The organism is Pedobacter punctiformis (assembly GCF_027213715.1).
In the GTDB taxonomy this organism is placed as follows: Bacteria; Bacteroidota; Bacteroidia; order Sphingobacteriales; family Sphingobacteriaceae; genus Pedobacter; species Pedobacter punctiformis.
Genome location: NZ_JAPWGM010000001.1, coordinates 1,006,571 through 1,022,207, shown reverse-complemented (window position 1 = coordinate 1,022,207; position 15,637 = coordinate 1,006,571). Strand labels below are relative to the sequence as shown.

The window sequence follows — 15,637 nt, the reverse complement described above, 5'->3', positions numbered from 1 at the left end:
AAAAGGGGCATCTGAAAGACGCCCCTTTTTTAAATAACTAAATGAAATTAAATTAAGGTCCTGTTCGAGTCCATGTCTCAGTCATACCCCTTCCTCCCCACGTATATCTTATTGTAAATTTACCATTAACTGGATCAATAAGATCTATTCCTTGAATTGAAGTCGCAAATGTAGTTGTTCCACTAATTACAACAACACCAGTTATAGATGTGTTGTCTCCATTAAATTGGAAAGTAGTAGAACCACTATAGGTATCAGCTACACTTAGCGTACGTAATCTATTTGGTCCTACAGTAGCTAACTTAATACCAGTATCCGAAAAATTACCAATATTACCATCAATAGTTCCATAGTTATTATTGATGTGAACATCATAAGTACCTTGCCAAACACTTTCTAAAGGCATACTAAAAATTACAGCACCAAAATTACCGCTGATTACGCCAGTTGATGCAGAAGTTATTCTTAAAGCTAAAGCATTTTCTTTAGTTGCATCAAAAGTATTAGGTTTAACAGTAATCTTAAATTTCGCTTCTCTTTGTCCTGCTGGAATTGTTACTGTTGCTGGAAAAGAATAAGAAGAAGCTGGCAAAGCTGCATATGCAGCACCACTAACTTTAGCATTATATGTAGCAATTACTGATGGATCAGCTGCAATATTAACCACGATATCGCTTGGTGCCGTGTCAGCACCTGCATAGTTGATAATTCCTTCAAACTCTGCTGAAGTAGCTGTTGGTTTTAAAGTGAACGGGATGTATACTGCAAAAGGAGCGGTAGTTGATGAAGCAATAGCGCCAACATTTTTAAACTCCACTATGTTTTTTATAGCACCAGGACTATCTGGGCCAATAATAGTGTCATCCTTTAAACAAGAACTCAGTCCTGAGATAAAGATTAATGCCACTAATAAATTTATGATCTTTTTCATAATGTCTTTTATTTAAAATATTATTATTTAGCCCAAAATATCTTTGAAGTATATTTATCAATTCCACTAGGGATATTACCAGCATTAAACTGATATTCAGTTAAAGGATAAAGTATTCTTGTAGGTAATTTATTAGCTGCAGTAGCTTCAGAAACAGTAGAAGCAATTGTTAAGAATTTATCCGTAGTACCAACCATTGTAGGGTATCCTGTCCTTCTGAATTCATTCCATGCCTCATGACCAAATAATTGATTAAAGGCGATATATTTTTGAGTGATGATCGCCTCAATTTTCATATCATTAGTAGTTGCTAAACTCCAGTTTACCAAAGGATTAGTTGCATTTGCCGTTAAGTAAGTTGCAACGTCAGCTACAGCATTTTTGCCTGTAGAATTAGCTCCTGTATTATCTTTGTATAAATAAGCAAAGGATGCCGTTATACCGTTTTGAAAATTTGTTGAAGCAGTACCAGCTACTAAACCTATTACATTAGCTTCAGCCTGCAAGAAATAACTTTCAGCACCTAACATAATTGGCTGTCCCATATCAGGGCCTTTAAAAATACCTATCTTACTATAGGTTGTTGCACTTGTTCCAATAAACCAAGAGTTTGGTGCTGCACCTCTTCCTGCGTCAGCTCCCTGATAACCTAATTGGTTAACAGCAGTGGATATACCGCTTTTATAAACTACTGCAGCTCGTGCTGGATCGTTTATTTTCTTTTTATCATAGAATGTCATGATATAAGGAGTCACAGCATAATTACTTCCCGCAGCTACAGCTGCACCTGAAAAGCTATAAGCCCAGCTGTTCCACATTGGATTCTGTTTTCCATCAAGTTTTGCGTAACCTGGTTGAACAATAGCATCATCAGTTAAAAAGCCAACAGAAGTATCAAATGTTTTGTTGGTAAATGCAACTTTAGTGCCGCCTTTAAGAATCAATTTCAGCTTTAAAGTTTGAGCAAAAGCAGCCCATTTTTTAGGATCGCCTTTAAACAAAGGGTCTGCCGTTACGAAAGCAGGAGTTCCCGCAGTTAATGGTTTAAATTTAGCAATTGCATCGTCACATAGGTCTGCTAACGCTTTATAAATATCAGTACCTTTGTCATATTTAGGCTGCAAAACTTTAGTTCCCTGATTTGCATCAGTATAAGGAACATCGTTGTAAACATCAACTAGCAATTGAAAATTAAATGCTTTTAAAACTTTAGCAGCAGCATTAAACTCATTAAGAGAAGCATCACCTGCTGAGTTTGTAATTACATAATTTACGTCAGTTAAAGTATTATACGTATTTGTCCAAAGCGCCTGTCCATCAGACGATTGATAATTATACGAAATAATTGCATTCCAACCACTAACGCCGCCACCATTTCCATAGTAACCAGCCAACTGTGCTCCAGTAATGCTGTTGTTATATGTTACAATGTTTGCAGCAGTAGAAACTAAAGATGTTGGTAAAACAGTTTTAACCGAGGCTTGTGTTGCTGTATTAGGATTAACATTAATATCCAGATCCTTTTTACAAGCGTAAAAAGAACTTAATATCATTAATCCGAATATATATTTAGAAATATTTCTCATGATCATAGTATTATAAAGTTAGAGATAAAGTAGCTCCATAAAATCTTGATGGAGGAGTTTGACTTAAACCAGTCAAGCCGATAGCATTACCACTATTTAAATTATCACCGTCACTATACTCCGGATCGGTGTACACATTTGAATTAGGCAAGAATATGAACAAGTTTCTACCCTGAACACTAACTCTGGCTGCTTTGAAAACTTTTGTTCTTGCCAAAAACTTAGATGGAATATCGTAAGCCAAAGAGATCTCTCTGATTTTCCAGAAAGCCGCTGAAGTAACATAGTTTTCTGCAATTCCAGTTCTAGGGCCTCCAATAGACCAGTAACCAGCACCACCATCACGAACAGAAATATTAGTATTTGCTACGTATGTATTGGTTACAGGATCTAAATAAGAAGAGTTAGGTATAACAAAGCGATCGCGATTATAGGCTGCTGAATTAATACCAGCACCACTAAAGTCAAATGTACCACCACCACTGTTATAAATTACGTTACCAGTACGGTATTCAGCTGAACCATATAAAGTAAATGCTTTATATTTCACATTAAGATTCAATCCTAAAGTATTTTTAGCAGCTGCCTGTCCTAAGATACTTACACCCGGGGTAGCAGAAGGATAACCTGTTAAAGGGTTAACAATGATTCTTCCCTGACTATCACGAACGTGAGTTGTTCCCTGAATAACCGGAAAAGGCTGACCTTCAATTGCATATGAACCAGCACCACCAGTATAAGATCCTAAAGTTAATTGTTTTAAATCTCCACTGATATAATCTACCATATTGCTATAGTGAGTAAAGTTTGTACTCAATGTGATATCCCAGTTTTCGTTTCTGTAAGGAACTACCGATAAATTTGCCTCAATACCTTTAGAACTCGTTTGACCTGTGTTAACTAAGTATGAAGTATAACCAGTTGCTCCTGAAACTCCGGTTGCCACTGTTTGGTTTTTTGTTTTCGAATCAAAATAAGTAACACCTAAGTTGATTCTGCTTTTAAACAAACTTGTTTCAATACCTACTTCATAACCTTGAGTAATCTCTGGTTTTAAGCTTTCCGAAACCAATCTATCACCAACTGTTAAACCACCAAGCCCGTTGAAAGGATAACCAGATCCTTGAGCGAATGTTGGCTGTAAGCTATAAGCTCCAAATGTTGCTGAGCTACCTAAGTTAACCTGACCAACTTTAGACCAACCTCCTCTTATTTTAATAAAGTCGATTTCTTTAATGTCCTTTAATGCCTGAATTGCATCAGTAGGAACAAATGATAAACTCACACTTGGATAGAAGAATGAACGGTTTTCAGGTGCAAGAATTGAAACCCAGTCATTACGCCCAGTAGCTGTTAAAAATAAATAATCCTTAAATGCTATGTCTAATTTTCCAGTTAATCCATAAGATCTTGCTAAAGCATCTGCTCCAGAGGCTGTTGGTGTATTTACACTATTACCCAAGTTGAAAAGACCTGGAGTTAATAATCCAGAGATTGAAGCCGTCTCAGTTTTATATTGATCCTGACGTGCCTGGAATAAACCAGTTAAGTTAATTTTGAAATCACCATAACTTTTTTTCGCATGCGCAATAAAATCGGTAATGATGGTTGTGTTATAAAAGAAATTATCTTCATTACCACCAAGGATATCTTGTTTTTTATACTCACTTGAACCAACAATACTCTTTGTATATTCACTAAAGGTAAAGATGTCTGAATAAGTTTTAGAGCTTTGATTACGGGTAGTTAAACCAATACGTCCTGTAAAATCTAACCAATCCAATGGTTTATATTTTAATTCTGCATTACCAATAAAATAATCATTTCTTATTTTTTGTCTATAATTATCTGCCATGAAATATGGGTTATTATAATATGCATTAAAATAGCCATTTGGATTAGCATAAGGGTTATTTCTCCAATCGCTATAATCAGTTAACGGAGCGTTACCCGGTGCATTCAATAAATAATTATAAATGTTTGATGTTTGAGTTGTTTGATTGTAACGATTCTGAGCATAATATGCAGAGTAGTTAAAATCTAAAACTTTAGATAAAACGCGGGTTCCACCTAATCTTACCGATGATCTGTTATATTTATCGCCCGGAGTTGTACCATCTGTTCTCAAATATTGGGCAGATGCATACAATGATCCATTATCACTTCCTGATGAAGCGGAGAAATTGGTCATATTTGTAAGACCATTCTCCCAGAAATCATTTTTACTATCAGTCCACTGATATGGAACTTTTTGAATTGATCCATCCTGTAAAGGGCGACCAATAGGCCTTACAACGCCATCAAAAGCCGGTCCATATTGCTGATTCTCAATTGGGTTATAAACCTGAATGTCATTGTCAGAACCAGAACCGAATTGTTTTTGTAAACCTGGATAAAAAGCCACTTGCTCAATTGTCGTAGTATTATCAATCTTAATATCCAGTCCAGGAGTTTTTCTTCCTTTTTTAGTTGTAATGATCAATGCACCGTTAGACGCAGCAGATCCATACAATGCTGCAGAGCTTGCTCCGTTTAGCACAGTAATATCTTCAATGTCATCAGGGTTGATATTACCTAAAATTGCGTTAGGCACGATTGTATTGTCAACAACGATTAAAGCCTCATTGTTACCCGTAAGTGAACGCATACCCCTTAAAATCACACGATAGTTAGGATTTACACCACTACTTACACCCTGAATGCTTAAGCCGGCAACTTTACCAGCAAGACCAGACGCAATACTTGTTGGCTTAGCTTGAGTTAAAGCCTCATTTTTTAAAGTTGTTTGAGCATTACCAAGCTCTTTTTTACGAGCTGTTAAACCTGCAGCTGAAACTACAACCTCATTAAGAGATTTAGTGTCTGAGGTTAGAACAACATTAATTACACCAGAACCGGTAACTGTTCTGCTTTGTACTGCGTAACCAATAAAAGTAAATTCTAATACTGCAGAACCTGATGGAACTTTAACAGAATACTTTCCGTTAGCATCTGTAACAGCACCTGATTGAGTGCCTTTAACTTTTACACTTACCCCAGGAATAGGTAATTTGTCTTCCTGAGAAGTAACTGTACCAGTAATTGTTCTTTCTTGTGCAATTGCTGTAACAGCAACAAACATAAGAATGAACAAACTTTGTAGAAGTTTTTTCATAATTTGAAAATAGGTTAGTTAATGATTAATAATGATTTACTAAATTATAGTTAGTTAGCAATAGAAGCAAATTTATTTTAACATATTTTAACATAAATTTTAGGATATGTAAAATTTATAAGCCAAAACGAGAAAAAATTTGTCCAAAAACAGGCTCTGCGATATTTTTTTTCAATAAAAGCGAGAAATTATTTACACACTGTTTTTTTAAGTTAAGCTTTAAATTATTTGCATTTTTACCCAATATTGGGATATAATTTTGAATAAAAACCCCTTTCATATATCTACTCAATTTCATTTTATCGTCGTAAAATGAAATTAACCGTCTGTTTTTAACAAAATTTATTTCTAAACGTTTAATAATTACAAAATATAATGTTGCCAAAAAGTGTCTTTCCATTTTCCCAGAAATTCCTGAATAGTGGATCATTAGCTAAATAGACAACCTGCCCTCTTCCAAACTCCTGAACACCAATTACTAATCCGGATTTAAGTTCATTACGAACTTTCTTACCTACTATACCAGCAATTAAACTTTTATCGTTAAACTGACCAATATTCCATCCTTTGGTTAATGGTTCATAGATTTTGTTATCGACTTTTAAAGTATAATATGTTTTGCCTATTCCATAGGCAAATGGATGAGAAGCATCAAGATTTACCCTATAAATAGCCCCGGGGATGCTGTTTTCATAATCATCTTTATCCTTATCTTTAAAAAGAGCCTTACTTACTTCCGGTTTTTCATCCTTTTTAACAGCCTGTTCTTTCTTTTTAATATCAAAACCTTTCTTCTCTACTACACTTCCTATTGCATCTTCCATCAAAATCAATTTTCCACCTTTGTTAACCCACTCTGTCAAACCATCACCGATTAAATTGTTGTAACTACCGTCTGGAAGAATAAGTGTATTGATTTTATTAATATCCAAATTATTAATGTCTTTTGCATTAATAATATTTGCCGGGAGTTTTAAATCATGCTCCAAATAAAACCAAACCTCTCCAAAGGCAAGAGAAGAAACTTCATTGCCAGATACAACCGCTATTTTAGGCTGCTTTAATAAAGGGTATACCGATGATCCAAAATCCTTCCCTTTTTCAACAAATCCACTGGTAATTGCCTGTAATGGTTTATCCAACGCCGTAGCAATTCCATTTATTTTAGTCTTTAGCTCTTTAACTGATTTTTCATTTTCTGCCCGCAAAACGATTAAAGTTCCTGCCGGGTAATTTTTTCCATTTACAGAAAATGACTGATCAGCCTGTCTGACCTTAATTTTTTCACTCTGCAGGGCGGTTAATAATTGAACATCTTCGCTTGATCCCCAGTTAAATAACCAGGCTAAAGGTTTATCAATATTTGTAGATGGTGACTTGATTTCTTCCAATGAAGAGAATTTTCCCCTAATGCTTTCTTTACTTGCATAAGATTTTAAGCCGTATACGTAAGGCAACGCCCATGCGGTAATATCATAGGTATTAGAATCTGTTACTACCGTTTGTGGCTCCAGTAAAACATTGGCCAGCACTGCCCTTGGCTGCTGTACATTTACAATCAAATCATTACGACCTATGGTAAAGTTTTCTTCTTTTTGGGTATCGTAATCATAACCCCTTGCGGCACGATCTCCACCATAAGCAAATTCTATTTTATTTTTGGTAAGCAAAGCAGCCAGTTTTTTTAACCTCGACAGGTTATCTGGTTTAATAATATAACTTTTATAAACGCCGGGTGAGGTTGTTAAGGCATTCTGGAAATATTTTTTAAACTCATCCATCAATTTACCATGATTTTGGGCTGTTACTTCAACGGTAGACATTCCGGTGGTAAAATGATGCGCAATGCGATCTTTAAGCGTTAAAGTGTCTCCATCATTGGTTACAACAGATAAACCTGCTCTAATTCCACCCTGCTCATAAGTCATTCCTATTGCGCCGTTATATAAAGGATAAGTATCGCCGTAGGATGGATATAGTAAATCGAAACGTTCTTTAGTAAAATATTGCCAGCCCTGCTCATCAAAGTATTTAGCGTTGTTTTTACCTACTACAACCTGAAAACTTTTTTGCCATTGGGTAATGTCCTGATGAACAGGCTCTGCTGCAGGAGCGAAGTAATAAGGTTCATTATAGCCCTGCTCATGGAAATCAACATGTACCTGCGGCATCCATTGATTATACAAAGCTAATCTTTGCTGACTTTCAACCTGCGTTTGCCAGGCCCAGTCTCTATTTAAATCGAAATAATAGTGATTTGCTCTGCCACCCGGCCATGGCTCAATATGCTCTCTTGATGATGCATCGGAATTTGGAGCCTGACCAACAACACTGTTAAAATAATTTACATAACGATCTCTTCCATCCGGATTTAAACATGGATCTATAACAACAACGGTGTTCTTCAACCATTCATTCGCTTGTTTATCCTGCCCGGATGATAAGGTATACAACATCTTCATAGCCGTTTCAGTTGAGTTTGCTTCATTGCCATGCACATTATAACTTAACCACAATAAAGCAGGCTGATGATTTAAATCCACGTTATTTGAACTTCCGCTGGCCAGCAATAAGTTATTCGTCCTGATTTGTTCTAACTTATTCAAGTTATCAACCGACGAAATAAAAGCAACCATCAGTGGCCGGCCTTCGTTTGTCTTACCATATTCTATCAGCTTAACATTTTTTGATACGGAGGCCGTTTGTCTGAAATAATCGGCCATCTTAAAATGAGGTGTAAAATGGGAGCCAAGTTCATAACCTAAAAATTCATCAGGAGATTTAACCTGGGCCTGTGCAAAAGAAACTAACGTAAGTGCGACTAAACAGAGCGTAAATATTTTTTTCATTGGAAAGTTGATGATCGGTTAGAGATTATATCAGCATAGTTTTAAAGCTTTAATTCGTTATTTTAACTGATATTTTATCTAATGTACTAATTTTGTTTTTTTTTACTGCGAAAGCTTAATTTTACCGCATACTTTTTACATAAAGCATGATTACCACTGAAATTTTATACGCCCATTTCCTTGAAAACCTTCAAATATCTACGGATACCCGCAATATTATAAAAGGCAGTTTGTTTTTTGCGCTAAAAGGCGATCACTTTAATGCAAACGAATTTGCGGCCCAGGCACTGGAAAATGGAGCCTCTTTTGCCATTATTGACGAAGAAAAGTATAAAATAAGTGATCGTTACCTGCTTGTAGAAGACGTTTTAACTTCCTTACAGGATTTAGCCCGCCATCACCGCAACCAGTTAAATATTCCGGTAATAGGTTTAACCGGCAGTAATGGAAAAACAACCAGCAAAGAATTGGTAAATGCTGTTTTAGCTGAACGATATAAGACTTTTGCCACATTTGGAAACCTGAATAATCACATTGGTGTTCCACTTTCCATACTATCCATTCGCAATGATGTTGAAGTTGCGATTATTGAAATGGGCGCAAACCATCAAAAGGAAATAGAACTGCTTTGTACCATTGCGCAACCGACTCACGGCATTATTACCAATGTGGGTATGGCGCATTTAGATGGTTTTGGCGGGTTTGAAGGGGTAAAAAAAGGTAAAGCAGAACTTTATGCTTACCTGAAGAAAACCAACGGGTACACTTTTATTAACCGGGATAATTCTTATTTGATGGAAATGAGTACTGCAGCCGGCTTAAATAAGCTGATTTTTTATGGTACCGAAACCGGAAATACCATTAAAGGTCAATTAAAAAGCAGTGATCCGTTTATTGAAGTCGATTGGACAAACCATGAGGAAGAATCAAGTGTTAAAACTCATTTAACGGGGAGCTACAACTTTGAAAATATCCTGGCCGCAATTTGTATAGGCGACTTTTTTGATATGAATCCTGAATCCATTAATCAGGGCCTGGCAAATTATCAGCCTAAAAATAACCGCTCTCAATTAACCAAAACCGACCGGAATACCGTAATCTGCGATTTTTATAATGCCAATCCAAGCAGTATGAGCGCAGCCCTGAACAATATCTCAGTTTTAACAGCAGATCAAAAAACAGCCATTTTAGGCGATATGTTTGAACTAGGTCCGGAATCGGCCATACAGCATGAATTAATTGCAAAACAGGCTTTTGAAAGCGGCTTAAATGAAATTATTTTTATTGGTAAAGATTTTTACGCGTACAAAGACAATACAAAAGCAAAATTCTTTAAAACACCTAACGAAGCAGCTGCTTATTTACAGGAAAATCCTATTAAAAACAATATGATTCTGCTTAAAGGATCGAGAGGAATGAAACTGGAAAGCCTACTTCAATACTTGTAATTTAAGCTGCTGAGAATCTATATTTAATAAAGACTGAAGCGCAAAAGACGTGTTCCATTTTATTCCGGCCTTTTATTGAGCTTCTTCAACTAAAATGCCGGCATCACTAATTTCAACCAGCGGATTATCCCGCATGTTTTGCTCAATCTCTATTTTAAACTTTCCATTTTTAGGAAAATGGTGCTTAGTTAGCATAGGCAAAGTATAATTAAACACATTACCTGAGCCACTACCCAGCCATTCTCCATCATTTTTAGCCAGTTTATATTGGTAACGTTTTGTTACCTTGTTATTTCCATCAAAGAAATGGGCTAAAATGTAAATATTAGAATAACGATATTCTGCCGTATGCCTTAGTTTAAAATAAATGTTATACCCTTTTGTATTATCCTTTATTTCAAATTCAGCTGCAATATGGTTTCTATAGGTCCATTTACGATCCGGTATTTTAACATTGGTATCAACAACGCTATTTATACACCCCGAAAAGAGTGATACAACCAATAAAAACGCCAGTAGAAAGGCTGGTTTATTATTCAGCAGCTGGTTTATTTTCTGAGCCATTGTTATCTTTTCGGCGGTTATTATTTTTCCTGCGATTGTTTCTGTTCTTATTTTTATTCGGTTCTGCTTTTACCTCATCAGCCGGCCCGCTACCCTCTGCCTTTACAACAGGTTTTGGATTTTGTTGTGACTTTGGCCCATTTTGAGGCTTAGGTCCATTAACGTGCTGTGGTTTTGGTACTGCTTGCTGCTGAGGCTTCGGTCCGTTGGGTTGAGGTTTTCCGCCACCTTTTTGAGGTTTTTGCCCCTGCGCCTGCTGTGGTTTGGCTGTGCCAGCCGCATTATCTGCCTGCGGAGTTCTTTCTCTTTTATTGCGGTTATTTTTCTGATTGTTATTCCGGCCTTGACTGTTTCTATTTTTAGAACGCTCATCCAAACGGGTTAAACTATCCTGACCAACAACATTTTCGTAATCAAAAGATTTTTCGACAACAACAGGAGCCGCGATTTTAACGGCCTCCTCTTTTAAATTAGGTGCTTTTTTACCTGATTTGTTCAGTGCCATGATCTCTTTTACCCTTGCTGCTGCAACCGGAATCCAGTTTTCATCATTAGGGTAACTAAACCACATAATTTTCTTGAAAATATCAGTTTTTTGATGACGGGCATAGCCTGCCTCTGTATCCAGATTTTCAATTCTATCCGGAATATCTTTTAAAGCATCCAGATAAGTATCCAGTTCATAATTTAAACAACATTTAAGTTTACCGCATTGTCCGGCAAGCTTCAAGGTGTTTAAGGATAAGTTTTGATAACGTGCTGCAGCTGTAGAAACGGTTTTAAAATTGGTAAGCCAGGTAGAGCAACACAATTCGCGACCGCAAGAGCCGATTCCGCCTAAACGGCCGGCTTCCTGACGCATCCCAATCTGGCGCATCTCAATCCTGATCCTAAAGTTTTCCGCCATCTTTTTTATCAGTTCACGGAAATCCACACGACCATCAGCGGTATAAAAGAATGTGGCTTTGGTTTTGTCTGCCTGATAATCCACATCACTGATTTTCATCGATAAACGTAAATCCAATGCCAGTTTACGGGCTTTATGCATGGTTTCCCATTCCATCCCTTTTGCTGCATTCCATTTTTCTACATCAGCTTCAGTGGCTTTACGGTAAATCTTTTTCACCACCTGATCCAGCGTTGTTTTACGGCGTTTCATTTGAATCCGAACCAATTCGCCGGTAAGCGAAACGTGTCCAACATCAAAACCACCGGTCGGTCCTTCAACAGCAACCAACTCGCCAATTTCCAGATAAATGTTATCGCTGTTTAGAAAAAACTCCTTACGTGAACCTTTAAATTTTATTTCTGTAACCTGAAACGGTTTATAGTTAGAAGGCATATCCAGGTTGGATAGCCAATCGTGAACTTCCATTGTCTGACACCCACCGGTGCCACATGAGCCATTACTTTTGCATCCATTAGGGGTGCAACCACCACCTGTTGAACAACTTCCACATCCCATATTAATTGTATATATATTGAGTCCCCGCAGGGAGCGTTTTAAACTTGATAATTTTTACCAGTTGTAAAGATACATCTAAAAACAGAATTTTCGGGTTCGCATTCCGTTCTATATGATAGTGTGCCTTTTCCAATTCGCCGATTATAGCCTCAGCCATAGGCAGACTAAGTACGTGTGTACTAAGTTTTTTTGCCGTTTCAAAGGTTAATGGCGGCAGTTTTACCAATTCTTCGGCCCCACTTAAAATTAAACAACATTCGCGTAAATAATTTACACCATACTTTAAAAAATTCTTCTGATTTTCCCGTCCCCACTTTGCAGCTTCATCTATAAATTCGATTAAATCCGGAACTTTGTTTCCAAAACCCATCCTCAACCAGGCGGTAAAAGTACCCGAACTGTCGCTTTGTGTATCGGCAGCCAATGCTTTAGCTTCAATTAAATTTCCATCCGCTAAAAAAGCATAATCAATAGTTTGATGTTCAGTTAAACCACTACTGTTCAACAAATAACCGGAAACTTCTTCGCTGCTTAGTTTGGGGATTTTAATAATTTGGGTACGTGATAAAATAGTGGTTAAAATCTGATCCTGACTTTGAGCAACTAAAATAAATAAGGTATTTGCAGGCGGTTCTTCGATCAATTTTAATAAAGCATTACCCGCTTTATCCAAATATTCGGGCAGCCACATAATTAAAACCTTCGTTTCGGCTTCAAAAGCTTTATAACTTAGTTTTTTTATAATGTCGTGGCATTCCGCAATGTTAATATTAGCTTGTTTGTTGGCCGCATCTAATTTTGAACGCCAAATGTCCATATCAAAATACGGATCCTGAAGCACCATATTTCTCCATTCATCAAGCACATCAACAGCAGTTTTTATACTTGCCGAAGCAAAAAACGGGTAGGAGAAATGTAAATCCGGATGAATCAGTCTTTCGTATTTTCTACAGCTTGAGCAGATGCCGCAGCTATCATTTTCACCTTTTTCAAGGCAGTTGATGTATTGTGCATAAGCAATTGCCAAAGGCAGGGCTCCGGAACCTGCCGGCGATAAAAAGAGTTGTGCATGGCTAATCCGGTTTTCTTTAACCGTTTGAACCAATTGTTGCTTAATTCTTTCCTGCCCTATGATTTCTTTAAACTGCATTTGGTGCAAAATAAGAAATAGATGCGATATTTGATATAATATAGATGAGATTTGATTAAACCTAGACCGAGTTAGATTTATTTTTAAAGGAAAAGCAGGTGAAATTATGCTTTAGAATATTTTTCTTTTCAATGCTTTAAGCTTAAGCAGATAACACAAAAGCCATACAGATATAATCCGTATGGCTTTTGTATTCAGTTATTCTCTTAAAACCGATACCCTATACCAATATTTGCACGGATACCTGCCCATGGGCCTTTAAGATCTACAACAGCACCATTTGAATCTACTGTATTTGACACTTTCCCCACTGGCAAATCTATTCCATCAAGTTCTTCTTTTAAATCTTTTTGCTCTTGAATTGTTAATGTCTTTGTTCCAGTTAACTTTCCACTTGAAATACCATATTGAGGGCCAAAAATAGACCAATCAAGATAAAAATCATTAGCAATACGCCATTGTGCTCCAAATAAAACACCAGCAGTATATGTATTTAAATGACCACTTAAAGGAATTACCTCAGTTTTATTATTAGAGGTATACTCATAATTAATAGAAGTGTTATAATTTGCATATTTTAAATACGGCGCTATATAAAAGCCCCTAAACACTCCTTTGCCCAAATAAAATTTAATTTCCGGTGTAATGGCAAAGTTTCCCATTTCTAAACTCCCTAATTGATCATCAATGCTATTTAGAGATGATTTAAAAGGCAAAGAACCTTTAGGCATAATTCTCAGGCCCAGGCCCACACTCGTTTTCCCATAAATAGCTCTTTCATATTGCACATTAAATGTCTTCATAGCAAGCGATGGCAGATTTAATTTAATCAGGTTTTCACCCACATCTGAGCCTCCCATTTGTGCAAAACTAATTTGAGAGACACTTAGGCCAATTGCTAAAATAAGGCCAAACCTTTTTGTTAAATTTAGATTCATATATATTTGTTTAAAAAAATTTAGCGAAAAAATTATTCCATATATATTGGAATAAAGATCAATACGTTTTTGAAAAACTTCTTTTGAGATGATTTAAATAAACCTGATTTTCTGAATATTTACTTCTTCAATCTAGTTTTTGGGAAACACTTATGCTTCATCTTTGTTATACTGCAATTCTACAACACATTAGACTAAATTACTGCTAAAGGGGGGCTACAAATGTACTACAGACACCTAAACAACTTGTAAAACATTGATTATAAAAGAAATAAAATACATAATCAGATAAAGAATTGCCCACCAAAGAATTACACAAAAAAGAAAATTATTTTAGGAAATAATATTCCACTAAAGGCTATAAAACATTGCCCAAACCCATTGTATTAGTCTTAAAATCAAAAACCTTACCTTTGGGGCTTTTAATTTATATGGCCCGTATTTTAGCTTTTGATTATGGAACTAAGCGCATTGGTATTGCGGTGACTGATCCTTTGCAAATTATTGCAACAGGTCTGGATACCGTACATCCGAAGGATGTGATTGAATTTATCAAAAAATATATGCTTACGGAGCAGGTTGAGGCCTTTGTTTTAGGTGATCCGAAACAAATGGATGGATCTCCTTCAGATTCTGCTCAACATGTAAAAGGTTTTGCCACACTATTAAAAAAGTCTTTCCCTGATATTCCAAGGCACTGGGTTGATGAACGTTTCACTTCTAAAATGGCGCATCAGGCCATTATGCAAAGTGGTTTAAAAAAATCAGACCGACGGGATAAGGAAAGAGTTGATACCATTGCGGCAACCATCATTTTACAATATTTTATGGAAAGCAACCGTTTATAACCACAATATATGAGCTTGATAAACGAAGATTTACAACAATTATTAATCACTTATTGCGAGCCTGAAAGCGAATTGCTTCAAAAAATAGACCGCGAAACCAATCTTAAAGTTTTAATGCCACGCATGTTATCGGGTCATTATCAGGGTAGAGTATTGAGTTTATTAAGCAAAATGGTTTCGCCCAAAAGGATTTTAGAAATTGGCACTTTTACCGGGTATGCAACGCTTTGTTTGGCCGAGGGTTTAACTGCAGACGGAATTATTTACACCTTAGATATTAATGCCGAACTGGAAGACATGGTTACCACCAATTTTGCAGAATCAGCATATAAAAGCAAAATCAAGTACATATTAGGTGATGCCACAAAAACGGTAAACGATTTAGACGAAATTTTCGACATCGTTTTTATCGATGCCGACAAAAAAAATAACGGAACCTATTATGATCTGATATTTGATCGGGTTAGGCCGGGAGGAATCATTATTGTGGATAATGTACTGTGGAGTGGAAAAGTACTTCAGGACAAACAGGATAAAGACACCAGGAATATTACTACTTTTAACGATAAGATTGCTGATGATGAGCGGGTTGAGAAATTAATTTTACCCGTTAGAGACGGCTTGTTCGTCATCAGGAAAAAGGGTTAACTCAATTGGGTTAGCTGTATTATTGTTTAAACCTGCTCACTGATCCGAAAGAGAAC

The 15,637-nt window shown here is 36.5% G+C and carries 11 protein-coding genes; 3 read left to right on the top strand and 8 right to left on the bottom strand.

Annotation, left to right across the window (positions count from 1 at the left end):
- Window positions 1-52: 52 nt before the first annotated feature.
- The 4 genes from O0955_RS04585 to O0955_RS04570 all read right to left on the bottom strand — a co-directional run bounded on the left by O0955_RS04585 (window position 53) and on the right by O0955_RS04570 (window position 8,520).
- Complete coding sequence (locus O0955_RS04585; protein WP_269426343.1) at window positions 53-931, bottom strand: DUF1735 domain-containing protein; 879 nt, start codon at window positions 929-931, stop codon at window positions 53-55.
- 23 nt (window positions 932-954) lie between these two features.
- On the bottom strand, window positions 955-2,517 hold the full coding sequence (locus O0955_RS04580) for a SusD/RagB family nutrient-binding outer membrane lipoprotein (RefSeq protein ID WP_269426342.1): 1,563 nt from the start codon (window positions 2,515-2,517) through the stop codon (window positions 955-957).
- A gap of 10 nt (window positions 2,518-2,527) precedes the next feature.
- Window positions 2,528-5,671, bottom strand: coding sequence for a SusC/RagA family TonB-linked outer membrane protein (locus O0955_RS04575; RefSeq protein ID WP_269426341.1), 3,144 nt, complete (start codon window positions 5,669-5,671; stop codon window positions 2,528-2,530).
- Window positions 5,672-6,027: 356 nt separating this feature from the next.
- The gene (locus O0955_RS04570) at window positions 6,028-8,520 is read right to left on the bottom strand and encodes a M14 family metallopeptidase (protein ID WP_269426340.1); all 2,493 of its coding nucleotides are present in this window, start codon (window positions 8,518-8,520) and stop codon (window positions 6,028-6,030) included.
- Window positions 8,521-8,666: 146 nt separating this feature from the next.
- On the opposite strand from O0955_RS04570, the gene O0955_RS04565 reads away from it, so the two are divergent.
- Window positions 8,667-9,968 carry a UDP-N-acetylmuramoyl-tripeptide--D-alanyl-D-alanine ligase gene (locus O0955_RS04565; RefSeq protein WP_269426339.1) on the top strand — a complete coding sequence of 434 codons (1,302 nt, stop codon included), beginning with the start codon at window positions 8,667-8,669 and terminating at the stop codon, window positions 9,966-9,968.
- Between the two features lie 72 nt (window positions 9,969-10,040).
- Here the strand turns inward: O0955_RS04565 and O0955_RS04560 are convergent, their stop codons facing one another.
- From O0955_RS04560 to O0955_RS04545, 4 genes are all read right to left on the bottom strand, one after another.
- Window positions 10,041-10,532 carry a gliding motility lipoprotein GldH gene (locus O0955_RS04560; RefSeq protein ID WP_269426338.1) on the bottom strand — a complete coding sequence of 164 codons (492 nt, stop codon included), beginning with the start codon at window positions 10,530-10,532 and terminating at the stop codon, window positions 10,041-10,043.
- The gene (gene ricT, locus O0955_RS04555; protein ID WP_269426337.1) at window positions 10,501-11,997 is read right to left on the bottom strand and encodes a regulatory iron-sulfur-containing complex subunit RicT; all 1,497 of its coding nucleotides are present in this window, start codon (window positions 11,995-11,997) and stop codon (window positions 10,501-10,503) included. Before ricT ends, O0955_RS04560 begins: the two co-directional genes overlap by 32 nt.
- A 1-nt stretch (window position 11,998) precedes the next feature.
- The gene (locus O0955_RS04550) at window positions 11,999-13,147 is read right to left on the bottom strand and encodes a DNA polymerase III subunit (protein ID WP_269426336.1); all 1,149 of its coding nucleotides are present in this window, start codon (window positions 13,145-13,147) and stop codon (window positions 11,999-12,001) included.
- A 206-nt stretch (window positions 13,148-13,353) separates the two neighbouring features.
- Window positions 13,354-14,085, bottom strand: coding sequence for a DUF3575 domain-containing protein (locus O0955_RS04545; protein WP_269426335.1), 732 nt, complete (start codon window positions 14,083-14,085; stop codon window positions 13,354-13,356).
- Window positions 14,086-14,516: 431 nt separating this feature from the next.
- Here O0955_RS04545 and ruvX point away from each other — a divergent pair, with 431 nt between their 5' ends.
- Window positions 14,517-14,933 carry a Holliday junction resolvase RuvX gene (gene ruvX, locus O0955_RS04540; RefSeq protein WP_269426334.1) on the top strand — a complete coding sequence of 139 codons (417 nt, stop codon included), beginning with the start codon at window positions 14,517-14,519 and terminating at the stop codon, window positions 14,931-14,933.
- Window positions 14,934-14,942: 9 nt separating this feature from the next.
- On the top strand, window positions 14,943-15,581 hold the full coding sequence (locus tag O0955_RS04535; protein WP_269426333.1) for an O-methyltransferase: 639 nt from the start codon (window positions 14,943-14,945) through the stop codon (window positions 15,579-15,581).
- Window positions 15,582-15,637 lie beyond the last annotated feature (56 nt).